This is a genomic window from Bifidobacterium simiiventris, assembly GCF_019331715.1.
Classification (GTDB): domain Bacteria; phylum Actinomycetota; class Actinomycetes; order Actinomycetales; family Bifidobacteriaceae; genus Bifidobacterium; species Bifidobacterium simiiventris.
In genome coordinates, this window is sequence record NZ_JAHBBG010000015.1 from 17,496 (window position 1) to 41,012 (window position 23,517).

General features: G+C 55.8%; 17 protein-coding genes and 1 pseudogene. 16 read left to right on the forward strand and 2 right to left on the reverse strand.

What is annotated here, in order from left to right; all coding sequences use genetic code 11:
- The first annotated feature begins 137 nt into the window (after positions 1-137).
- From KIH76_RS10540 to KIH76_RS11800, 5 genes and pseudogenes are all read left to right on the forward strand, one after another.
- On the forward strand, positions 138-1,076 hold the full coding sequence (locus KIH76_RS10540) for a C39 family peptidase (RefSeq protein WP_219070611.1): 939 nt from the start codon (positions 138-140) through the stop codon (positions 1,074-1,076).
- Positions 1,077-1,105: 29 nt separating this feature from the next.
- The gene (locus tag KIH76_RS10545) at positions 1,106-1,477 is read left to right on the forward strand and encodes a hypothetical protein (RefSeq protein ID WP_219070613.1); all 372 of its coding nucleotides are present in this window, start codon (positions 1,106-1,108) and stop codon (positions 1,475-1,477) included.
- A 98-nt stretch (positions 1,478-1,575) separates the two neighbouring features.
- Positions 1,576-2,040 (forward strand): tripartite tricarboxylate transporter TctB family protein, encoded by a 465-nt coding sequence (locus KIH76_RS10550; protein ID WP_219070615.1) that lies wholly within the window; start codon positions 1,576-1,578, stop codon positions 2,038-2,040.
- A 142-nt stretch (positions 2,041-2,182) separates the two neighbouring features.
- Complete coding sequence (gene glgA, locus KIH76_RS10555) at positions 2,183-3,430, forward strand: glycogen synthase (protein ID WP_219070617.1); 1,248 nt, start codon at positions 2,183-2,185, stop codon at positions 3,428-3,430.
- 167 nt (positions 3,431-3,597) lie between these two features.
- Positions 3,598-4,126, forward strand: a pseudogene (locus tag KIH76_RS11800) (ABC transporter ATP-binding protein); the annotation flags it as partial.
- A 441-nt stretch (positions 4,127-4,567) separates the two neighbouring features.
- Here the strand turns inward: KIH76_RS11800 and KIH76_RS10565 are convergent.
- Positions 4,568-5,416: an aldo/keto reductase gene (locus KIH76_RS10565; protein WP_219070637.1), complete on the reverse strand. Its 849-nt coding sequence runs from the start codon at positions 5,414-5,416 to the stop codon at positions 4,568-4,570.
- A gap of 89 nt (positions 5,417-5,505) precedes the next feature.
- Here KIH76_RS10565 and KIH76_RS10570 point away from each other — a divergent pair, with 89 nt between their 5' ends.
- Positions 5,506-5,709: a hypothetical protein gene (locus KIH76_RS10570; RefSeq protein WP_214374596.1), complete on the forward strand. Its 204-nt coding sequence runs from the start codon at positions 5,506-5,508 to the stop codon at positions 5,707-5,709.
- 39 nt (positions 5,710-5,748) lie between these two features.
- Here the strand turns inward: KIH76_RS10570 and KIH76_RS10575 are convergent, their stop codons facing one another.
- Positions 5,749-6,411 (reverse strand): alpha/beta hydrolase, encoded by a 663-nt coding sequence (locus KIH76_RS10575; RefSeq protein ID WP_214374597.1) that lies wholly within the window; start codon positions 6,409-6,411, stop codon positions 5,749-5,751.
- A 214-nt stretch (positions 6,412-6,625) separates the two neighbouring features.
- On the opposite strand from KIH76_RS10575, the gene KIH76_RS10580 reads away from it, so the two are divergent.
- From KIH76_RS10580 to KIH76_RS10625, 10 genes are all read left to right on the forward strand, one after another.
- Positions 6,626-7,279 (forward strand): DUF1819 family protein, encoded by a 654-nt coding sequence (locus tag KIH76_RS10580; RefSeq protein WP_236036988.1) that lies wholly within the window; start codon positions 6,626-6,628, stop codon positions 7,277-7,279.
- Between the two features lie 38 nt (positions 7,280-7,317).
- A complete protein-coding gene (locus KIH76_RS10585) occupies positions 7,318-8,040 on the forward strand; it encodes a DUF1788 domain-containing protein (protein WP_214374599.1) in 723 nt (240 codons plus the stop codon).
- Positions 8,037-11,786: a BREX system P-loop protein BrxC gene (gene brxC / locus KIH76_RS10590; RefSeq protein ID WP_214374600.1), complete on the forward strand. Its 3,750-nt coding sequence runs from the start codon at positions 8,037-8,039 to the stop codon at positions 11,784-11,786. The genes KIH76_RS10585 and brxC overlap by 4 nt, the downstream gene beginning before the upstream one ends.
- Before the next feature lie 80 nt (positions 11,787-11,866).
- Entirely contained in the window at positions 11,867-13,093 is a 1,227-nt protein-coding gene (locus KIH76_RS10595; protein WP_214374601.1) for an ATP-binding protein, read from the forward strand.
- 2 nt (positions 13,094-13,095) lie between these two features.
- Complete coding sequence (pglX, locus tag KIH76_RS10600) at positions 13,096-16,791, forward strand: BREX-1 system adenine-specific DNA-methyltransferase PglX (RefSeq protein ID WP_219070621.1); 3,696 nt, start codon at positions 13,096-13,098, stop codon at positions 16,789-16,791.
- 26 nt (positions 16,792-16,817) lie between these two features.
- Positions 16,818-18,992 carry an AAA family ATPase gene (locus tag KIH76_RS10605; RefSeq protein ID WP_219070623.1) on the forward strand — a complete coding sequence of 725 codons (2,175 nt, stop codon included), beginning with the start codon at positions 16,818-16,820 and terminating at the stop codon, positions 18,990-18,992.
- 108 nt (positions 18,993-19,100) lie between these two features.
- Positions 19,101-19,778, forward strand: a complete 678-nt coding sequence (locus KIH76_RS10610; protein ID WP_214374603.1) for a sce7726 family protein — start codon at positions 19,101-19,103, stop codon at positions 19,776-19,778.
- 24 nt (positions 19,779-19,802) lie between these two features.
- Positions 19,803-20,813, forward strand: coding sequence for a sce7725 family protein (locus KIH76_RS10615; RefSeq protein WP_214374604.1), 1,011 nt, complete (start codon positions 19,803-19,805; stop codon positions 20,811-20,813).
- A gap of 20 nt (positions 20,814-20,833) precedes the next feature.
- Complete coding sequence (locus KIH76_RS10620; RefSeq protein ID WP_219070625.1) at positions 20,834-21,889, forward strand: RES family NAD+ phosphorylase; 1,056 nt, start codon at positions 20,834-20,836, stop codon at positions 21,887-21,889.
- Between the two features lie 17 nt (positions 21,890-21,906).
- On the forward strand, positions 21,907-23,403 hold the full coding sequence (locus KIH76_RS10625) for an ATP-binding protein (RefSeq protein WP_214374606.1): 1,497 nt from the start codon (positions 21,907-21,909) through the stop codon (positions 23,401-23,403).
- Positions 23,404-23,517: the final 114 nt, after the last annotated feature.

Below are 23,517 nucleotides of genomic sequence, written 5' to 3' on the forward strand. Positions count from 1 at the left end.
TCGGTTTCCGACGGCGACATGATCGCAAAGCCCTTCCGTCAACGAGACGGAAGGGCTTTTCACATATCGGGCACGGTTGGTTCGCGTGGCGCATGAGTTTGGAGGATACCCTAGAACCATAGGGAAGGCGGTGCGCGATGAGGCGACGTGAACTTACCGTGATCATCGGCTCGCTGTTCGTCGTGGCGGTAATGGCGGCGGGCGGTGCGGCGTGGCACGCGAAGATGGCCGACACAAACCATCATGCGGCTCAACCCGGGTCACCATCTTCACCGCAAGTGACCGAACCCGATCACGACGATCTTGACAGAGCCGTCGTGCCGCCGTTTGCAGATGTTCCGACGGAGAATACTGCGGAACTGCTCGATCCGAGCGTGCTCGCCGGACTGAACATGGGCGTGGACGATTCGTATCCCGGCGACGCATGGTTCCGCGAAGCCAGCGGAGAAGAAGGAATCGTCGATGCATCGGACGAGACCGCCCAGCCGCCGGAATCGGACGGTCGCCCGTCGGCGAACGCGACAAGCGTTCGTCTCGACGTGCCGCAAAGCGTGCAGGAAACCGGGTATTGGTGCGTGCCGGCCTCCGTGCAGATGGTGCTGCGGTACAAGGGGATCGACGTCAGCCAATCCGCGCTTGCCTCCGAAATGAGCGCCAAACCGCAGACCGGCACCGAATACGTTGACCTGGCACGCGTCGTCAACAAGTACCTGTTCGGCGTCGGCGATGCGAACCCGATCGGTGCCGGATACCGGGTACAGACCGTTGAGATAGGAGATACGGACCCCGCCGTAGCGCGCACGTTTGCGAAACGGGCGAAAACGGACCTCGACGACGGGTACCCGGTGTTCGTGGCCATTGACGTGCATACGCTCTACCCGTCGTTCGCCCACGCCAACCACATGATCGTCATCACCGGATATGACGCCGACGCCACCGGCGCCGTCACCCATTGGACATATCGCGACCCGTGGTATCGGGTGCAGGGCGAAGCCTACGCTGGTCTGAAGATCGCCACCGCGCACGAGATGGTCAATGCGATCGTATCCAACGAGGAACCCGCCTATATTTGGTGAACGTGAACGGAACGATGATGCCGAAACGTATGGCTCTGCGCATACTGTGGTGGGCCGGCTTGATCTGCCAACTGCCGACCGCATGGTGCTGGATCGACGACCGTGCCGTCTCGAACATATTCTCCGGATTGCCGTTGTCCTGTGACCTCACCCAACCCGATTGCGACACCATGCCCGGCATATGGCGACTGCTGTTGCTCGCTGTCGTCGGCTACGCGGCGTGGATCGCCGTCGCCGTGCTGCGCGTTGTCGAGGCGGGCGCGAACGATGCGCCCGGCAATGCGGTGCGTCCGTTGCCTCTGCGCATCGCCGCTGTTCTTGTCACCATCGGCATGATCGTTGTCACGCTTCCGGTCGTCGGCGTCATGACACTCACCGTCATGATCGTCATGGGATGGTGACGATGCAGGCGTGCCGATGGGCAATGCGCGGTGTACGGCGGGGGAGCGCGGTACACTGGCACACAGTGTTATCCGTCTCGCAGTAGAGGAGTAGTGGAATGCCGAACCGTGCAGAACGTCGCAAGGCCGCGAAGGACCAGCGCAGGGGAGTGCCGCAGCAGTACGATCAGACGCGTGGCCGTGGCCGTGCGCATATGGTCGACGAGTACGCGCTGCAGGAGAAGTCCCGTCGTATCCAGGAGGGCACCGACGGCCCGTGGAAGCCGACCGCGCACTTCGACTCCGACGAGGTCGCGTCCATGTTCGAGACCGACCCGAACTACCGCGATCCGAAAGCGTTCAAGGCCCCGCATTCCGTGCACCAGTGGTTCCGCGTGGTCAGCTGGGTGCTGATCGTGCTCGCCGCCGTCGCGTTCTGCGTGGTCATGTGGCTGCCGCAGCATCCGATCTGGCTGATCGCGACCGTCGCGGTCGTGTTCATCGTCGGCGTGCTCAGCCTGTTCTTCACGGCCGGCGATTCCAAACACAATCCGAACCTCGACCAGAACGGCACCGCCATCTGATCGCCCCGTACGGTCTCAGTCATCAAGAAAACGTACAACCGGACGCAACACGAACGCGTCGGTTGTGCGTTTTTTCTTGCCCGATGGCTTACAGTTGACTTGGTGGCATAACACTGTCTACACAGATTGGAGAGGTGTACCAATGAAGGTTGATCTGCTCACAAGAGAATACCCGCCGCACGTCTACGGAGGCGCCGGTGTGCATGCCGAACAGTTGTCCAAGGCGCTGGCCGAACGCATCGATGTGACCGTGCGCGCGTTCGACGGTCCTCGTACGGAAGCCGACGTTCCCGCGATCCCGAACGCGTCCGAGGCCAAGGGCAGCCTCAAGGTCGTCGGATACAACACGCCCGCCGAACTGGCCGACGCGAACCCGGCGCTCAAGACCTTCGGCGTCGATCTGCAGATCGCCAACGACGTGGACGCCGACATCATCCACGCGCACACGTGGTACGCGTGCCTCGCCGGATATCTGGCGAAGATGCTGCACGGCACGCCGCTGGTCATCACTGCGCACAGCCTCGAACCGTTCCGTCCGTGGAAGCGCGAGCAGCTCGGCGGTGGCTATAACCTGAGCTCCTGGGCCGAGAAGGACGCCTATGAGCACGCCGACCGCGTGATCGCCGTCTCCAAGGGCATGCGCAACGACATCCTCACCGCCTACCCGAACCTCGACCCGGACAAGGTTGTCGTCGTGTACAACGGCATCACCATGTCCGAATTCGCCACGCCGGCCGATGGCGATCCGGGCTGGGGCGTGTTCGACCGCTACCACATCGACCGCAGCAAGCCGACCCTCCTGTTCGTCGGCCGCATCACCCGCCAGAAAGGACTGCCGTACCTGCTCAAGGCGCTGCACTTCGTCGACCCGGGCATCCAGATCGTGCTGTGCGCCGGCGCGCCCGACACCCCGGAGATCATGGAGGAGGTCAAGAACGCCTTTGCCGAACTCGACAAGGAGCGTGGCAACATCATCTGGATCGAGGAGATGCTGCCGAAGAACGAACTGAGTGCGCTCGAGCATGGCTGCGACGCGTTCATCTGCCCGTCGATCTATGAGCCGCTTGGCATCGTGAACCTTGAGGCGATGGCCTGCGGCCTGCCGGTCGTCGCATCCGCCACCGGCGGCATCCCCGAGGTCGTCGTGGACGGCGAGACCGGCTATCTGGTGCCGATCGAACAGCTGCATGACGGCACCGGCACTCCGACCAACCCGGACAAGTTCGTGCACGACATGGCCGACGCGATCAACAGGATCATGGCCGATCCCGAACTGCGTAAGAAGATGGGCCAGGCCGGCTACGAGCGCGCCCGCGACGTGTTCAGCTGGGAGTCGATCGCCGACGAGACCGTCAAGGTCTACCAGTCCGTGATCGACGAGCAGAAGTAACCGTGTCCGTGCCTTCTCCCGATGAGGGACTGGCACGCGAAGCGTGACGGAGGGAGAGACGAGTGCGTAGTCCGTCTCTCCCTCTTCTTCATACATCCCATACACCCATATGGAGAGAACGGCTTTCGGCTGCTTCTCCGATCATCCGTACATAAAGGAATCGTCCCATGCCCACCGAAGTCCTCAAACTCGACAACGTCGAATTCCGCCGCAATCGCCGCGTCATCATCACCGACGTGAACCTCACGATCAACGCCGGCGAACGCTGGGTGCTGTTTGGCCCGAACGGCATCGGCAAATCGACCGCGGTGGGCATGCTCGCCACACGCACCTTCCCGTCCGAAGGCCGCGTGTTCATCCTCGGCCACCAGCTCGGCAAATACGACGTGTTCAAACTGCGCACGCGCATCGGTCTCGCCTCAGCCGACCTCGGCCGCCAGTTCCCCGACTTCGAGGACCCGCTCGACGCGGTCGTCACCGGACTGAGCGCCGTGACCGGCCGCTGGCAGGACACGTACACGGACGAGGAGTATGCCCGCGCCCGTCAGCTGCTGCGCGACTTCCGCGTTTCCTACCTCGAAGGCAAGCAGATGTGGCGGTTGTCGGAAGGCGAGCGCACACGCGTGCTCATCGCCCGTGCGCTCATGGGCAATCCCGAACTGCTCATCATGGACGAGCCCACCACCGGACTCGACCTCGGCGGACGCGAACAGGTGATGCGCACGCTGAGCCGCATCGGCGAAGAGGATTCCAACCGCGCCGTCGTGCTCGTGACGCACCGACTCGAGGAGATCCCGGCCGGATTCGACCACATCGCCATCATGGGCCGCAAGCCGATTCCGGTCGAGGACGCCACCGACGAGGGCGTCGATGTCATGGGCAACCCCGGCGCCGGCACCATCGTCTACTCCGGTCCGCTCGAAGACGGTCTGACGAACGAACGGCTGTCCAGCCTGTTCGGCATGCCCATCGAAGTCCAGCACACCCGCGACCGCTGGTCCGCCTACGCGGTGTGAGAGAAGACCGGGCGACGAAGCAAAAAGTGGCGTTCGTCTGGCTATGCGAACCGGAATGTCCCGATTCGCATAGCCAGACGAACGCCACTGACGAATCCGTGACCGGAATCCCGCTTGAGTGTCAGGCTTCCTCGTGCCAGTGGGGGTTCTGGCCGAACGTGTAGCCTTCGGGGTTGTCCATTGCGGCGATGTCGCGCATGTCCTGTTCGTCGAGCGCGAAGCCGGTCAGGTCGAGGTTGGCGCGCTGGCGGTCGCGGTGCATGGACTTCGGGATCGCCACGTCGCCCAATTGCAGGTGCCAGCGCAGGATCGCGGCCACCGGCGACACCTGATGCTTGGCGGCGATGCGCGTGATGGTCGGGTCCTTGAGCATCTGGTTGGCGCGGCCCAGCGGGCTCCACGCCTCGGTGATGATGCCGTGCGCCTCGTCGTATGCGCGCAGCTCGTTCTGCTGGAGGAACGGGTGCAGTTCGATCTGGTTGACCGCCGGCGTGACCCCGGTGGCGCGGATGAGCAGATCGATATGGCCGGGCAGGAAGTTGCTCACGCCGATGTGCTTGACGATGCCCTGTCGCTGCGTGTCGACGAGCGCCTGCCACGCTTCGACGAACTGGCCCTGGGACGGGTTCGGCCAGTGAATGAGGTACAGGTCGATGTAATCAAGTCCCATGCGCGCCACGGACTCCTCGATGGTGGTTCGCGCCTGGTCGTACTGGTGGTGGCGTCCGGGCAGCTTCGACGCGACGATGATCTGCTCGCGAGGCACGTCGGATTCGCGGATCGCCTTGCCGACGATGCCCTCGTTCTCGTAGTTGAACGCCGAATCGATGAGCCGGTAGCCGACCTCCAACGCCGATCTGATCGCCTCGGCGCCGGCGAAGCCGTTCACCTTGTACGTGCCGAACCCGATCGCCGGCAATTCCAGCCCGTCATGCGCGCGACGCACCGGGATGACCGGCGGTTCCATCAATGTCATGATCGCTCCTATTATCGAACCGATGAGGTACTGCACTGCCCACTATAGAGATGCCGCACCCGTTCCGACGTATGATGAACGGCATGGACGAACGATGGATGAAGGCGCTGCGCGCCAAAGGCATTAACGTGGGAGTCGGCGGACAATCCCAGGACGGGCATAAGGCCGAAGCCGCTGCCAGCCACGGGATCATAGGAAACCGGTCGCCAGTGATGGCCGGTTCGTCTCGAGCCAAACCGTTCAAGGCCACCGGTCATAAGGGCGGTATCAGTCGGCAGGGCAACTGACCTGTGCCTCGCAGCGCCTCGGCCGTATGAGGCGCGGAATCATATCGATCGCACGAAACCGCGTATATCGGCGATTTCCTCATCGCTGATCGCGTGGCCCATGCCGGCATATTCATGGAAGGTCAGATGTCCGGCGGCGCTCAGCACGGCACGGGCCGTATGCTGGTCGGCAAGGGGAATCGTACGGTCTTCGGAACCGTACGCCAGGAAGAATCGCGTGGTGGAGTCCAGCCGGTTTCCTTCCTCGCCCTTGAACGACGGGCTGAGCAGAATCGCCGCATCGAACAGATCGGGATAATCCCGGACGATCCGGTACGACAGATATCCGCCCTGCGAGAATCCGACCAGTATCTTCCTGCGCCCAGCGAACAGCGCGCAATCAAGCAGAGCGGCTACGGCCTTGCCGACGGCCGCGCATTCGCGTCGCCGTTCCTCGACCCCGCAGCCGTCCGGATACCAATAGTTGCCGCCCATGTACGGTCTCTCATAGATGCCGCGCAACGACAGATAACTTGGATGATCCGCGAGTCCGGTGCGCGAGCCAACTTCGGTTGCATCGCCGGTGTCGGTGCGTTCACGTGTCTCATACACCGCATCGATGATCCGCATCATCTCGCTCTCATCGTTGCCATATCCGTGGAACATCACGAACAGCGGCCCTGTTCCATCGGTCTCGATCCGACTGGCCATTTGCAAACGCATGATCATCACCTCTGCCAACGAGTGTAGTGAGTGAGCTGGCTGGGCAAGAACACGATGATACTAGATGCGAAACGGATGGAAAGCGGGAGTGCCGGATGAGTGGATGCCGATTCGTATATATCCCGTCCAAAGGGTAGTCTGAAATATTCTTGTCAGATCGGGCAACGATACGACGCGAGGAGAGACAATGCCGGGATCGTACGGAAGCGAAACGATGCAGAACGAGCAGCGATACCGGTTGTCGTTTACGGTCGGCGGACTGCTCGCGCCGCAGGGGCGTATCGTCGCCGCGCTGTTCGTGGACGATGAGGACTGTGCCGATCCCCATGTACTCGCGCATGATGAAACCGAACTGGGGGAACGTATAGCGAGAATCCGCCGGCGTGCCATCGACGAGAACGCGCTGACCATTCGCACGCAGGCGGCGAACTCGCGTATGGTCAGCGAAGTGATCAAACGGCTGAGCACGCTGAGCGGAACGGAACTGTGCCATCTGGCCAGCGCCGATACGCCAGCGGCCGATCGTCACGCGCTGATGTGGGTGGCGATGTGCCGCTATTACGCCCTAGTGGGGCAGTTCGCCCATGACGTGCTGCGCGACCGTTATCTGATGGGCATGCCGACCGTCACCTATGAGGACTACGACCGGTTCATACTTGCCAAAGCCATGTGGCATCCGGAACTGGAAACGCTCAGCACAACCACGGCAGCCAAACTGCGCTCGAACCTGTTCAAGGCGATACACGAAGCCGGATTGGTGGACAAAACCGACAACACGCTGCAACCCGCGCTGCTGGGCAACACCCTGACCGGTATTCTGGAACACAGACCGGAATCATTCGGATTCTTCCCCATCGGGGAACGTTGAGGCAAGACATCCGCACGGCAGAAGGAAGCGGGGAGGCAATGACGGGCAACACCGCACGACGGCAGTCATCCAACATCGAGCAGGACTTCGATGGACTGTTTCGTTGCATGCGTTCCAAACGTTTTCGTGACGGCGAGGACACCGGCGGTGAGCCGGCGAACTACATTTACGCGTATCGGCCGCAGCAGGAGCTGGAAGTCGAACGTCGCATCCCGATTCTCGTCAACCGTCTGCAGGGCATGGACCCCGTGGACGATGATGATGCCGCGCCGGCCATACTGGTCATCAACCTGTACGAGCTCGCCATCCGGATCATGCAGGACAACGACGTCTTCGACTCCGCCATCGAACAGGAACCGGACATGCACGGCGAAGCCGACGATGCCGGAGCCGACGCATGGCCGTCGCTGCAGGAGGACGACTTCTATCAGGCGCTCGCCGGCATGCTCGGCCCCGACAACGACGATCTGAAGGACGCGCTCGAGACGCGATACCAGCAGGCGAAGGCGAATCACGAAGCCGATCTGGTGTTCCTGACCGGCGTGGGCCAGGTGTATCCGTACATCCGCACACACGCGCTGCTCAACTGCGTGCAGGAGATCATCGACGAACATACGCCCGTGGTGGTGTTCTTCCCGGGAACCTACGAGAAGACCGCGTCGACCGTATCGGTGATGCGACTGTTCGACCGGCTCGACGCGGACAACTACTACCGTGCATTCAGTCTCAACACCGCGATCATGGAAGGAGCCGACGCATGAGCGACATGAACGACACGAGCGAATCTCGAGGCGGCGCATTGCAGTTCAGGAACATCTTCGTCAGGAACATCGAAGACAAGATCGACGGCGTCATCAAGGCCAGCGACGACAGGAACCTCGCCGATGAGGTGAACGAATACGTGTTGACCAACGAGATCCAGACCAATCTCGAACGGTTCCTCGACACGTACAACGACCCGGCAGCCGACTACACGAACGGCGTATGGATCTCCGGTTTCTTCGGTTCCGGTAAATCCCATCTGTTGAAGATGCTCTCGCATATTCTGGGCGATATTCCCGCGCCGTTCATCGCGGACGACGCCGAATCGCTGAGCCGCGAACAGGTCATCGACATCATGAAGGCCAAGGCCCGCGACGCCGAGAATCACGAGCTTGAGGGACTGCTGGACGCCAACCTGCGCATTCCCGCCACCTCGCTGCTGTTCAACATCGACAGCAAGGCGCAGAAGGGCAGCAAAACGGTGCTCATGGACGCGTTCATCCGCGTGTTCGACGAGGCCCGTGGCTATTACGGCGCCAACAAGTACGTGGCGAAGATGGAACGCGATCTCGATGCCAACGGGTGTCTGACTGAGTTCGTGCGTCAGTTCGAATCGATCGCCGGCAAACCGTGGTCCAAGGGCCGCGCTCAGGCCGCGTTTTCCGGACCGAAGATCGATAGGGCGTTCGCCGCGGCCACCGGCGACGAGGTCAGGGACATTCTCAAGGATTACCAGAAACAGTACAATCCGACCATCGCCGATTTCGCCGACGATGTGAACGACTGGCTGCAGCAGCAGGATGACGGTCGTCGTCTGATCTTTCTGGTGGATGAGGTAGGCCAGTTCATCGGTTCTCGCACGGATCTCATGCTCAATCTACAGACCGTGACGGAGGAGCTGTTCGCGCGCACCAACGGCCGCGTGTGGGTGATCGTCACCTCGCAGGAGGACATCGACGCTGTGATCGGCGACCGTTCGGTCAGTCAGGGGCTTGATTTCACGAAGATCAAGGGCCGGTTCGCCGTCAACCTGAAACTGTCCAGCGCTGACGCCATCGAGGTCATCCAGAAACGACTGCTGGCCAAGAACGAGCAGGGGGAGACGGCCACGGAGGAACTGTGGCAGGCCCACCGCGACGAGCTTGACGCCCTGTTCACCTTCCAGGGCGAAGGCGGCGCACGCCAGTTCAACAACCTCAGATTCGGCACCCAAGAGGACTTCATCGCCACTTATCCGTTCGTCAACTACCAGTTCCTGCTGTTCCAGGACGCGATGCGCGGCATGAGCGACGCCGGCTTTTTCGAAGGCCAGCATCGTTCGGTCGGCGAACGTTCGCTCTTGTCCACGATCAGCAGCGCGCTGGTCGAACACAAAACCGATGCGATCGGCGGTCTGATACCGTTCAGTGCCCTGTACGACGGCATTTCCGGCACCATCCAGAGCTCGGTGAACCATCGCATCATCGAAGCGGAACGCGAGCTCGCCCCGGACGTCCAGAAGCTGGCGCTGCCACTGCTCAAGGCGTTGCTGCTGGTCAAACAGGTCGATGACTTCAAGGCCAACGTGCGTAACCTGCGCATTCTTGTGCTCGGCCGGTTCGGCGAGGATCTGCCCGAACTGGAACGGCGCATCCAAGACACGCTGAACATGCTGGAACGGCAGAACTACGTGCATCGAACCGGCGACGAATACGAGTATCTGACCAACGACGAGCAGGCCGTCGAAAGTGAAATCAAGAACGTCGACATCGAGGACCGGCAGATCCGCGACCGCTTGGGCAGGATCGTCAGCGAGGATATTCTCGGCCAGCCGCTGACCGTCGAATACGGGCAGGGACGGCAGAAGGTGAGGTTCCGGTACGGTCTGACCATCGACAACGTGGCGCAGGGACGGACCTATCCGATCACGCTGCACATCGTCACCCCAATGGACGACATACCGTTGGACGCCAAGATCATGCGATCATCCGGCGAACGCGGGGAACTGCGCGTGATCCTCGACGACGACGACTCCAATTTCATGAACGACCTGACCATGGTCGAACGTACCGAGAAGTATCTCCGTCTGCACGCCAACGAACAGGGTTCCCGCAAACACATCCTCGACGCCAAGCGCGGCGATCTCAACATCATGAAACGGGAACTGAAGTCCACGGTGTCCAAGGCGCTGTGCTCGGCCGTCATCGCCTACAACGGCGCCACGTTGGACACGAAGGCGCGCGAAAGCGCGACCGGCATCATCACGGAGGCGATGCAGACGCTGATCGGACGCCTGTACACCAACTTCCGACTGGTGGAGGATCTCTCCTACACCGAGCGTGATCTCCCCGCCGTACTCGCCGATGCTTCGGACTCCAAGCCGTCGCTGGACGGCACCGATTCCGTGCAGAATCGTCTGGATCTGCCGGCACAGGACGTGTACGACTATGCGGCCGGGCAGATCCGCCGCAATCTCGTGCCGACGGTCAGAGACGTCATTGCGCACTACGAGAACGAACCGTACGGCTGGCCGCTGGCGGACACGCTCGCATGTCTGTGCTACCTGTATGGCAACGAACGGATTCGACTGACGATCGACAGCAATCGGATACCGCGCACCGATGTGGTCAAATATCTGACCAATCAGAAAAAGACCGAAAACATGCGCGTGGAGATCCCGAAGCGCTACGATGCCGCCAAACTCAGGGAACTGCGCAATTTCGCCAACGATTACCTTGGCCTGACCGCAGACAGGCTGCCCGGCGACGCCGAAGACATGGCTCGCGTCATCAGGGACGGGTTGCGCGAACAGATACGCGCGATCGAACAGCTCAAGGCCGCCAACGGACGGTTCGCGTTCGTCACGGCGCTTGATGAGCCGCTCGAACGGCTGAAGACCGTTGCCGCCAAGCCGGAGGAGTGGATGCTGGAAACCTTCCCCTCCAAGAACGAAGACGACAACACGGATCAACTGCTGGACGACCAAGAGGACGTGATCGCCCCGATCCGCAAGGTCCTCAACGGCTTCCAGCGTGACGTGTTGGCCAACGGCCTGGACTGGATCAAAACCAACGACTCCAACTTCACACTCGCATCCGCCGATCTGCAACGGGAACGTGACGAAGCGCGTGCCACGGCGGACGATCCGAAACTGTTCCAAGGCAACCGGGTCAACCTGTTCAAGACCCGACTGACCGACCTCCAGCAGCATCTCGGCGAACTCGTCGACACGGAACGCGAACAGGCGCTGGCAGCCGTCGCCGCCGTGCGAGAATCCCTCACCGGCATCGATTCGTACCGTGCCGCCCGCGAGGATGCCCAACGGCAGGCCCTGCGCTCGCTGGATGATGCGGCCGCGAAGATCGAGTCGGCGAAGTACATCGCCGACATCCGGCAGACCGCGGACACCGTGCGCGGCAGCCTGTACCTGACCTTGGTCAACCAGTTGGACGCTGCCAAGGAACAGCCGGAACCGCAGGAACCGGCTGACGTTCACGACGAGCCGGGGAAGCCAGTGGAGTCTCGGGACTTACGGAATCCATCAGCTGGGGAGACGCTGCCCGATACCGTTGCGCCAGTCGAGCCCGGTCCCAAGCATATCGAGACGGTACAGGCCGAGTCGAAGCCGGTCGAGCGCACCATCCGCGTCACACCGCCGCGCCCCAAGCCGATGCTGCGCACGGAAGACGATGTGGATGAGTTCCTCGACGAATACCGGCGCAAGCTCATGGCCGTCATCCGCGAAGGTAAACGCATTTTACTGTGAGTCAGTTTTTGCGTGGATTTAAAATGAGTTTTAAATCCACGCAAAAACTGATAGTATTGAAAATACGTTTTCAATGAGGGATGGTGTGGATGATCGACCGACCGAAGTACCTGCGCAAACTCGACATGTGGAAAGACCATGACGTAGTCAAGGTAATCACCGGCGTGCGCCGATGCGGCAAGTCGACGTTGATGACGCTTTGGAAACAACGTCTGGTTGAACGGTATGGCGTTGCGCCGGAGGCTATCGTCCACATCAACCTCGAACTGTTGGAGAATGAACCGTTTCTCGAGTACCGCCGCCTGTATGAGGAAATTCTCCGCCGTTGCGGCGAAGGAGAGGGAACGCGTTATGTGCTGATCGACGAAATCCAGAATGTGCCGGACTTTCAGAAAACGCTTGACAGCTTGCAGGCCAAGGGCGGCATCGATCTGTATGTCACCGGATCAAATGCCATGCTGTTATCCGGAACGCTGGCAACCTTGATATCCGGCAGATACGTAGAGATCGCCATGACGCCCCTTTCGTTTGCTGAATACTGGAGTGCGCAATCCGACACAAGGACGACCATGCGGCGCGCATGGTCCGAATACCTGCATGATGGTGCGCTTCCCGCCACGGTGGGCTTTTCCGGCAACGAAACGATGCTGCACGATTACCTTGACGGCATACTCAACACCGTGTTGTTCAAGGATGTAGCCGCACGATTGGGCGTCTCCAACATTGCGGCGCTGGAAACGGTGACCCGCTATCTGTTCGACGATGTCGGCAATCTCGTGAATCCCAAGTCCATCGCGGATGCCATGACCTCGATGGGCACGAAGATATCGCCGCCTACGGTGTCCAACTATGTGGAAGGACTTGCGGCGGCATTCATCTTCTATCCGGTGCAGCGATATGACGTCAAAGGCAAGCGTGCTCTGCGGCAGGAGCGTAAGTATTATGCCGTAGATCTAGGCATGCGTCGCATGTTGTGTTCCAACAAGGTGCGCGACACTGGTCGTCTTCTGGAGAATGTGGTGTTTTTCGAGTTGATGCGCAGGGAAGGTGATGTGTATGTCGGTCAGAGCGCGGGTGGTGAGATTGATTTCATCACCCATGGTGCCGACGGCCCGCGCTATTACCAAGTGAGCGAATCCGTGCATGATCCGGATACATTGGAGCGTGAGTTGTCGTCGCTGCGTGCGGTACGGGATAATTATCCGAAGATGCTGATCACACTGGATGATGAACGTCCGGTTTCCCATGAAGGGATTCAACAGATATACGCATTGGATTGGCTGCTTGACGATGGAGAGGAGCAGTGAGCATGAACACGAGTAAGTTGCAGGCTTTTGCGGCCGGGGCGCGCATGGAGCTGATGAAGGCGGTGCGGGCCAAGCTGGATGCGGCGATGGAGCCGGATTCGGCGGCGAGTGTGGACAATCCGCGCGCGTTCGCAAAGCTGCAGGATGAGATTCTCGGCAACGGCGGCGGCGAGCAGGGGCGTGCCAGAACCGCGGAACGGCACGCCTACCGGTGGTTCAACCGGATCATCGCCCTGCGGTACATGGATGCGAACGACTTCACCAGCCCGCATGTGGTGTCCGGCGAGGACGCGGACAATCCGAACGCCTTGCCGGCCGTATTGTCCGCGGCCAAGCGCGGCGAATTCGACGAGGACGTGTTCGGCTCGAACGTTGGTGTCAAAGCCAAGCTGGTGCCCACGATCACCGCACTGTTGGATGGCAGCAAAACCAGCAACGATCCGCAGGGTGAGGCGTATGGTCTGTTGTTGCGTGCGTACTGTGATTATTGGCATAGGTTTTTGCCGTTCATGTTCGATGATGCCGGTGCGGCGGATGAGATTCTGATGCCGGCCGATCTGCTCGCGTCCGATTCCGTGCTGCGCAAGGTCGCGGAAGTGATGACCGTTGCCGATTGCGTGGGCGACGAGGGGCAAGGCAATGTCGAGATCATCGGCTGGCTGTACCAGTTCTACATCGCAGAACGCAAGGATGAGGTGATGGCCGGCTTCAAGAAGAGCAAGAAGGCCGGTGCCGCCGAAATCCCCGCCGCCACCCAGCTGTTCACCCCCGACTGGATCGTGCGGTATTTGGTCCAGAACACCGTCGGCCGCCTCTGGACCCAATCCCATCCCGAATCCCAACTCTGGAAGTCCTGGGAGTACTACATTCCCGAAGTTCCCGCCACTGAAGGCACTCCCGGCGCATCTGATGGCGTCGGCCTTTCCTCCCCCCGGGAGGGGGAGGTGTCAGCAAAGCTGACGGAGGGGGTCCTCAAACCCCAATCCACCCTCCATATCGCCACCCCGGAGGAATTGACCGTCTGCGACCCCGCCTGCGGCTCCGGCCACATGCTCACCTACGCCTTCGACCTGCTCTACGACATCTACGACGAAGCCGGCTACTCCGCCAACGAGATCCCGGGCCTGATTCTCGAGCACAACCTATTCGGCATGGAGATCGACGAACGCGCCGCCAACCTCGCAGCCTTCGCCCTGACCATGAAGGCCCGCGGCCGCTACCGCCGATTCTTCCGCAAGCAGGTGCAACCCAACATCCAGCGCATCACACCCGAATACTTCACCGACACCGAAGTCGAAGAACTCAACGACCTGTACAACGTCACCTTCGACGCCGACACCTGGAACACCTACCAACACGCCGACATCTACGGCTCCCTCATCCAACCCCCATCAGACCTCAAAAAGCTGGCGGTAGCCTCGGCTCCCTCGGCTGAGGGAGCTGTCGAGCACAGCGAGACTGAGGGAGCGTACACCCTACTCGCGCCAGACCTTGAGGAACGCTCCAAAACCGTCCTCACCCAAACCCGCTACCTCACCCGCCAATACGCTGCGGTCGTCGCCAACCCGCCCTACATGGGTTCCGGCAACATGGGCAATGAGTTGAAGAAGTACGTAACCGACCACTACAAGGACGGGAAAGCGGACCTCTTCGCCGCGTTCATCCTGCGTAACCTGCGACTCATCCAGCCGAACGCCCTGCTCGGTATGATCACTATGCAGAGCTGGATGTTCCTCTCCTCATTCGAGGAACTGCGCAAAAACCTGCTTGCGAAGAACACCGTCGAAACGATGGCACACCTCGGTGCCGGAGCCTTCGACAGCATCGGCGGCGAGGTTGTTTCCACCACGGCATTCACGATTCACAAGAGTCAGGCCAATGGCAAAGGCAAGTACTTGCGTTTGGTTGATGTGAATGGAGATGACAATCAGTCCAACATATGTACTGGTGCTGTGCGGGGCGAGCATGATGATCTCATGTTCACCGTCAACCAGCAGGATTTCGCCCAGATTCCCGGCTCACCAATTGTGTATTGGCTCTCTGATGCCATGCGTCGCGTTTTCGCGGAGGGGAACCCGATTGATGATGTTGTCGAGCCTAAGAAAGGTTTAGGAACTGGGAACAAAGACCGTTTTATGCGGTATTGGTGGGAGGTCTCCCAAACGAATACATGTTTTACTGCGCCCAATAGTGAATTTGCGAATAGATCGAGATGCATGTGGTTCCCACATAATAAAGGTGGAGAGTTCCGCAAATGGTACGGTAACAACGATTATGTGGTGAATTGGTTCCATAATGGTGTGGGAATAAAGGCTTATACAAATGAGCGTGGCCAACTTGCATCATATCCACGAAATCAAGATTGCTATTTTAAGGAGTCTGCTTCTTGGTCAAAAATCACGAGTGGGCAGTTTTCAATGCGCTATGTACCTTTTGGCAGTATTTTTAATGAAGTTGCCCCTGCTTTTTTTGCAAACAAAGATTTGCTATTTTCACTTTTGGCATTTCTTAATAGTTCTATCGGCAATGAGATTGCAAAAGCCATTTCTCCGACTCTGGATTTTCAAGTTGGACAAGTTGCGACATACCCTATGTCTTCTAAGATGTTTGATGAACGAATTGGCAATTTAGTCTCTTTGCTGATATCTGCATCCCTTGTCGACTGGAACTCCTATGAAACTTCGTGGGAGTTTGCTGGATTGGATGTTCTGAAGGACTCTGACGAAGCTGCACTATCTAACATCATCCACGCATATATCGTCCACTGCAAAACCATCGTTGAAGAACAGCGTCAGCGTGAAATCAAGAACAACGAGCTGGTGGCGGACGCCTACGGCGTGCGAAGCGAGGTGCCGTGCGATGTGCCGATCGAGCGCGTCTCGCTGAAACGCAATCCGGCGTTTGCATACCCGAAGAACAAGCCTGCCGAACGCGACGAACTCATGACCCGCGACATTGTCAAGGAGATCATCTCCTATGCGGTCGGCTGCATGTTCGGACGCTACTCGCTCGACAAGCCGGGCCTGATTCTCGCCTCCCAAGGCGAAACCATCGACGACTATCACGCGCAAATCCCGAATCCCACGTTCGAGCCGGATGTGGACAACGTGATTCCTGTGACCGACGACGAATGGTTCGAGGACGATATCGTCGCCCGATTCCGTGACTTCCTGAGCGTGGCATGCGGCGAACGGCATCTGAACGAGAACATCGCTTACATTGAACAGGTACTTGGTAAGCCGCTGCGCAAGTACTTCGCCTCCGACTTCTACGACGATCACGTGAGCATGTACAAGAACCGTCCGATCTACTGGATGTACTCCAGCCGCACCGACAAGAAGGGCACGTTCAAGGCGCTCGTCTATCTGCACCGGTACACGCCCGCCACCACGAACACGGTGTTGAAGTACCTGCGCGAGTTCACCGCCAAGCTCAACGCTCAATCCGAAGCTTTACTCGCCTCCGGCAAGCCTGCCGAAGTGCGCAAGGGTGAAAAGTTGCGCACCGCCATCAAGGAATGCACCGACTACGAGCGCGATGTGCTGTATCCGCTCGCCACCCGCAACCTCCCCGTCGACCTCGATGACGGCGTCCTCGTCAACTACCTGCGCCTAGGCCCCGCCCTCCGCACCATCCCCGCAATCGAGAAAAAACGCCCCATCGTCCAATCCTGGACCTGGCCCACTTATGTATTATAAAAGAATGATAGATTATTGGAGATATTATGAACCATGTACTAAATCTTCCAAGCAATTCGTATCTTAATTTCACACAAAACTCAATTGATCTAAAAAAAGTTAACTTCTTTTATGGAAGCAATGGCACCGGGAAAACAACTCTCGTCGGGTTGATGAAATCTCAGTTTGCGATGAACTATGATGTTAGGATATTTAGTGGATTTAATGAAGTTGTTCAAACCAATGATACGTTGGATGCTATTTCATTAGGTGAAATCAATGTGCAAATTCAAAATCACTTTGATGAGCTGGATAGGGAAATATCGGATCTAAATGATGATATCGATGAAATCCCAGGTCGTCAGAATTTATTTGAAGATTATATTAATATACAGCAGAAAATACAATCAGAAGAGGATGCTATTGATTCTTTTTGTATTGAATCGGCAAGAAGAATCAAGAATATGTCGAGACCGCAGATTGCGAATCCAGGATATAATAAGAATGATTTTAGAGAGGATATAGAAGAATCGGTTATATTGTCGGGAAAGGAAGTTAGTGTAGCTGAAGATGAGTGTAATGCCATACTCATGAAAAATATCGGGAAAGTATATTTTCCTGTTTTTATTTTTGAAAATTTTAAATCTGAAATCAAAGATCTTTTATCTGAATCCGTATCGGAGATTGTGTTTGTTGAAGGTATTGGTAAGGATACTGTCAGAAGGAATTTTGCGGAACAAGGGATGAAGATTCACAGCAGACAGGAAGGAGAGGTCTGCGCGTTCTGTGGAAATATAATATCGATGAAACGCTGGGAAGAATTAGATCAGCTGTTTGATCAATCTATTGTCAGATTGCGGCAAAAGATTGATAGAATACTTGATGAGATTCGGACCGTCAAGCATCAATTTGAGGTACTCTCACTACCTCAGCCTGATTCATTTTATAGTGTATACAGAGAAGACGCAAAACAGTTGTATGTGGATTCTTCTGATTATTTAAAAACTGTGCATATTTTCTTTGACGCTGCAGAGGAAATGCTTCAGAAAAAGAAGAAGAATCCCTATCTTTCATTTGCTTTTGATGTAATATGCCCGAATGAGTCAGATGATTTAAGCAATAAGTGGAATGAGATTATTGACGATAATTCTCAATATGGTAACGATCTATCGGACAAAATCCAAAGTGCAAAGCAACGTCTTCGACGTCATTATGTTGCTATGTATTGTAAAAATGAGGATTTTGAATCCCATATTGCTCATCTAGGCGTTTATAAGGATGAGAGAAAACAACTGGCTGACAAAATTTCTAGGAAAAAAAATCAAATAGAGGATTTGCGAGTTAGGCGCAATCAATTACTGGAACAGACGGTCAACGAAGAGCGAGCTGTGATATATATTAATAATGCAATTCGATCGCTTGGGGTATTGTCGTTCGAATTGCGACTTGAAGCTGATTCAGATTCAAGAGGACAATATGCTATTTATAGCAATAATTCTCGTAGGTCAATACGTTCATTAAGTACTGGTGAACTTAATTTAGTGGCATTTCTTTATTTTGCAAAAAAGTTAGAAAGTGATTTAGATCATGTAAAGCCTAGATTTATCATTTTTGACGATCCGATGAATAGTAATGATTCTGAGTCACAGTATATCATGTATAGCTATATTAGCCACTTATATTATGGCAATAATCATATAATGGGCAATGATGATCTTCTTGCGGTTCTAACGCATAACTTACATTTTTATTTGAACTGCTGTCCGTATAATTATAAAAGAGAAAGAATGAGGAATGTTTCTTGCTTTCGAATAAAAAAGAATAACTCCTGTACTTTCATCGAGTCCATTGAGAGTATGGGGGAATTGAAAATTGGATATAAGACTTTATGGGATGATTATGTTTATTCCTATGATCATGACCGTCCGGAAATGATGTGTAATGTGTTGAGAAAAATAATAGATTCATTTAATGATTTTTCTGGGGAAAAACATTTGAGTGGTATTATGTACGAAAACATGCCGAATGATGTTACTCCTGTTGTTCTTGGTGAATTGAAAAAAGTTTTGGATGTTAATTCACATGGTTTATATGATCTAGCCATAGATTACAGTGTATTTAATCGAGATGTTATAAATAATTTTGCACGTTGGTATTTTGATACGATGGGTTATATAAAACATTATAACAAAATGGTTGAAGGAACATCGTGTGCTTCTTGATTGACTTTTTATTTCTAAATTATGTTGTTATTAAGTCTATATTATTAGCGCAGTTTTGAATTCAATGTTTTCGTGAGCCATAGCTTATAGCAACTTTACGGGATTTCCATGAAAGAAAGAAACGAATCGTTTTATCAGGATGTGGTGGCGTATCGGTTGCTGCTGCATTCGCATAGTTTGAGGACGTCGAAGGCTTTTCGACAGATGCGAGTCGCCAACTCCGTAGCGGACACGGTAATCATCAACGGACATGGAACTGTATACGAAATTAAATCTGATCTCGATACTTTCGAGCGGCTTGAGGGGCAGCTTAAGGATTACTTCAAGGTATTCTCCTACGCAAATGTGGTCATTCCTGAAAAAAAGCTCGCTTGTTTGCGGGATCGCCTTGCCGCTATGCCTGAATTCGGCCGGCATGTCGGCATTTATACGCTGACGAACCGTAATGCACTCAAATGTGTAAAGAAACCAGTTGAGTACAATGACGATCTCAGCAAAATTGAGCTGTTAAAGGTACTGCGCAAGCCTGAGTACTCGAAGATTCTACGATCTGAATTCGGTGCATTGCCTGACGTTTCCCCGGCTATGTTCTATGGTGCTTGCCGCGACATGTTTCTCCGGCTTCCTGTACTCAAGGCACAGTCGTTGGTCATGAACGCGATTAAACAACGCAAGGTTTGGACTCGCGAGGAATTGGAACAGTTTCCAGAGGAGCAGCGCATCTCCCTGTACTTCGCCTACGATAGGGTGGAGAAAGTGCCGGGAGCAAAGACTCTCCCGGCGTAACCATTGGCAACAAGGGGGTTGGGGATGACATACTACCCGTATCTCAGAGCGAGACAGTACGAGTTACTTGCGCTTCGAGAACTACTGATGGCAGGCAAACTTCCCGTACAAGTAACCCCTATCATCGAGCCGGTGAAAGACACTCCACAGCTTCGGCAAACGATGAAGATCTTCCGCGAGCGCGAAAATGGCGCCTTAGGCGTTGTGCTGAATCCCGATGTGGGGGATCTGACGGCAGACACCGATCTTGATAGCCGGTTCGACATATACGGCAACAGCCAAACGCTTCCTCTCATTGGGGAATCCGGACGTATAGTCCCTGCGATCCTTTTGAACAATGATGCCATGACGGTCGCGAATAGAGTCGAACAGACCGACGCAACGTTGATGGAAGAAAGCGGTATCGTATTTGTGTCTGAAAATGATCGGGGACGTATTCGTAACTTGAAGGAATTCAAGTTTCATGCCATCGCATCATCCGACAGTATGCAGTTGCGGCGAGACTTAAAGCGGAATGACATCAGTGCTAAGCGCATTCTGTTCTCAGACCCTTTCATTAAGCGTGAGAATAATGCCGCCTATGATGACGATGATTGTCGAGATGAATTTTTCTCGGATGATCATTTGTGGTACAAGGATGAAGGACAATACGAGGGGTTTGGCGACTATTCCATCGTCGGAGACAATTACGATGAACGTGGTGGCATGCCCAAAGCAGTCGCAGTGCATATCGTCTATTTCGATGAGCACTGGAATCTGCGCATCCATCATTTTGTTTCCTATGCCAGTGATGATGTTCATGAAACGCCAGCTAAATTCATTCAAGCTGTTGAGAAACTGAGTGCTTGGCATGATGAGCGTGATGGACTTAGTAGCGAGCATATGACCATAGGTATGCGAACGCTTATCAACCATGCCGAGACCGGTACCTATCCAGGATTGCCGACTATCAAGAAGCTGTCCATCATGCACCATCTCGAACTTATGGGTTGGTTCTTCTCGGAAAGGCCGGATCTACAATGCGATGCTGCGTGAACTGTTTCCGGGATCATGTCTTGCGTGACCGAATCGAAAGCCTGAATATCAAAGGTGATTGCGATTTCTGCGGAATGGCCGATGCCTTTGTCTACGACTTTGCAAGAAATAACAGCCTGCAAGATTCGATGCTTGCCATCATGGGATTGTATGAGACTGCCGACTCATCGGTCGGCCATATGGGACATTCAATGGTATATGAATTAACCAGCAGATGGCATTTACTCAATCTGTCGGAAAAGACGACTGCGAAGTTGCTGGACGCCATGTACCGGGAGACCTCGGATGATACCTTCGCAGGCTACGACATGGAATCGTTACTGACTGGTGACGTTCATCTGAAGACTTCTGAAGCCAATGCAATCCCGGAACATGATTGGGAGAAATTTGCCAATCATCTGAAATACCAGAATCGTTTTTTCGTGTCTTTCATCAATACCGATGAATTGGCAAAACTCATCAGTTGCACGCGAACCATCTGCAAATCCGGCACTGTACTTACGCGAGCACGTATCGCATCAGACGCGAAAGGGTATGCTCCTGGTCGTGATATGGGCGCTCCTCCTGCGGGTCTGGCTGGGAATGGTCGTATCAATCCGGTTGGCATCAGCGAACTCTATACCACCGTAGGTGAGGATGATCTGACCGACGATACCGCTCTGCATGAGATTCGTGCGGGCATGCACGATTACGTGACGTTCGGAAAGTTCACTTTGAACAAAACGATCACGGTCGCCGACCTATCAAAAATCTCTGAGATCAGTCCCTTTGACATAGATGCCGAAGACCTGCCGCTTTTTGCGGTGAACCTAGAAATATTGGACGGCATGGCCCGAGATATTGCCAGGCCGATGCGCAGAGGTGATAACCCTCTTGAATATATTCCCTCGCAATACATCGCCGAATTCATCAAAAGCCTTGGTGAAGAGCAGGGCGGGCCATATGACGGCGTGATGTACAGTAGCACGTTGAAGAAAAACGGCGTGAACCTATGCCTGTTCGCCCCGGAAGAATACACCTGCGATACAACGTATACCAAACGGGTAAGTGAAATAACGTACGATGTCGTGGATTGATGAATTTGGAGGAGAGCATGCTCGTCAATGATCTGATATCCGGCGAATCCAAGAACGTTGAGTATAAGGTGGCGTTGCCGGATCGGAGCATCAAGTATGTGAAGACGGCGGTGGCGTTTGCCAACGGCGAGGGTGGTCGAATCGTCTTCGGCGTCGAGGATCAGACGCTGAACGTGGTCGGCGTGCCAGATGATCAAGTGTTCACCATCATGGACGCCATCTCCAATGCCATCGCCGATAGTTGCGAACCGTTGATCATTCCGGATATTTTCATGCGTGACATCGGCGGCAAGACGGTGATCGTCGCCGAAATCCTACCGGGCGCGCAACGGCCGTACTACATCAAGTCGATGGGGCGAGACCAAGGTACTTTCGTACGCGTCGCCGGCACCACGAGGCAAGCCGACGCGGCGACCATCAAAGAACTGCTGTTCGAAGGCAGCAATCGCAGCTTCGACCAAACCGTATGCCTCGGACTGGAAGCAACCGACGAAGACGTCGACAAGTTATGCGAAGCAATGACCGATGTCGCCAAGACCAACGCAAAGCATGATGTCGACTCGATCAAGCCGGTGACCGCCAAGCAGTTGCTCTCATGGGGCGTCCTGGTTGAACGTGATGGCGAGCTTAAGCCAACGAACGCGTATGCGATTCTGTCCGGCATCAACAGTCCGGTGCGTTCCATCGTGCAATGCGGCGTGTTCAAAGGCTCCACCAAAGCCGTGTTTGTTGACCGTCGCGAATTCACCGGCGCGCCGTGGGAACTCGTCGAACAGGCGTACCAGTACGTGCTGCGCAACATCCATATGGGTGCGCGGTTCGAGGGTGTGTACCGGCAGGATGTGTACGAGATTCCGCCGGACGCGATTCGCGAACTCATCGTCAACGCCGTCGTGCACCGCAGCTACATCGACCACTCCAGCATCCAGATCGCGATCTACGACGACCGGCTCGAAATCACATCTCCCGGGCGGCTCCCGATGGGCCAGACCATCGCACGCATGAAGGAGGGCTATTCGAAGATCCGCAACGAGGCATTGGCGGCGGCCTTCTCCTACATGCGGCTCATCGAACACTGGGGCAGCGGCGTCCCTCGCATCATCGAAGAAGTGCGCGAGGCCGGTCTGCGCGAACCGGAATTCCTCGGCGGCGATACCGACCTACGTATCAACATTTACCGTCAAGTTGATGCTCTAGCATCAGATACTGCGTCTGGAGTGCGGGATACTACCGAAACGGTGCGGGATACTGCGTCTGGAGTGCGGGATACTACCGAAACGGTGCGGGATACTACCGGCCTGACCGATGATGAACGCGCAGTGATCCACTATGCGCAAGCCAACGGCGGAATCACATCCGCGGTAGCGAAGAATGTGTTGAATCTTCAGGAACGTCAGACCCAGAAGATTCTCGCTGGCCTAGTGAACCGCGGAATACTGCATCGTATCGGTGCTGCACGCTCCACGCGATATGTACTGGCTGAGACGACTACGGCGAACGAGAATCGTGATTGAGATGTGTCGACCATACTCGACACATCTCAAGAAAAGCCAATGGAGTTTCGACTATATTCGAAACCTTCGTGTACAACCCAGTACAGTGTCGACCATACTCGACACTCGATCATA

What these genes read in the sequence shown, in the direction of transcription:
- glgA (WP_219070617.1), top strand. Translation starts at nt 2,183, where the DNA reads ATGAAGGTTGATCTGCTCACAAGAGAATACCCGCCGCACGTCTACGGA.
- KIH76_RS10545 (WP_219070613.1), top strand. Translation starts at nt 1,106, where the DNA reads ATGGCTCTGCGCATACTGTGGTGGGCCGGCTTGATCTGCCAACTGCCG.
- KIH76_RS10540 (WP_219070611.1), top strand. Translation starts at nt 138, where the DNA reads ATGAGGCGACGTGAACTTACCGTGATCATCGGCTCGCTGTTCGTCGTG.
- pglX (WP_219070621.1), top strand. Translation starts at nt 13,096, where the DNA reads ATGAACACGAGTAAGTTGCAGGCTTTTGCGGCCGGGGCGCGCATGGAG.
- KIH76_RS10585 (WP_214374599.1), top strand. Translation starts at nt 7,318, where the DNA reads ATGACGGGCAACACCGCACGACGGCAGTCATCCAACATCGAGCAGGAC.
- KIH76_RS10625 (WP_214374606.1), top strand. Translation starts at nt 21,907, where the DNA reads ATGCTCGTCAATGATCTGATATCCGGCGAATCCAAGAACGTTGAGTAT.
- KIH76_RS10570 (WP_214374596.1), top strand. Translation starts at nt 5,506, where the DNA reads ATGGACGAACGATGGATGAAGGCGCTGCGCGCCAAAGGCATTAACGTG.
- KIH76_RS10550 (WP_219070615.1), top strand. Translation starts at nt 1,576, where the DNA reads ATGCCGAACCGTGCAGAACGTCGCAAGGCCGCGAAGGACCAGCGCAGG.
- KIH76_RS10595 (WP_214374601.1), top strand. Translation starts at nt 11,867, where the DNA reads ATGGTGTGGATGATCGACCGACCGAAGTACCTGCGCAAACTCGACATG.
- KIH76_RS10605 (WP_219070623.1), top strand. Translation starts at nt 16,818, where the DNA reads ATGAACCATGTACTAAATCTTCCAAGCAATTCGTATCTTAATTTCACA.
- KIH76_RS10610 (WP_214374603.1), top strand. Translation starts at nt 19,101, where the DNA reads ATGAAAGAAAGAAACGAATCGTTTTATCAGGATGTGGTGGCGTATCGG.
- brxC (WP_214374600.1), top strand. Translation starts at nt 8,037, where the DNA reads ATGAGCGACATGAACGACACGAGCGAATCTCGAGGCGGCGCATTGCAG.
- KIH76_RS10615 (WP_214374604.1), top strand. Translation starts at nt 19,803, where the DNA reads ATGACATACTACCCGTATCTCAGAGCGAGACAGTACGAGTTACTTGCG.
- KIH76_RS10580 (WP_236036988.1), top strand. Translation starts at nt 6,626, where the DNA reads ATGCAGAACGAGCAGCGATACCGGTTGTCGTTTACGGTCGGCGGACTG.
- KIH76_RS10575 (WP_214374597.1), bottom strand. Translation starts at nt 6,411, where the DNA reads ATGCGTTTGCAAATGGCCAGTCGGATCGAGACCGATGGAACAGGGCCG.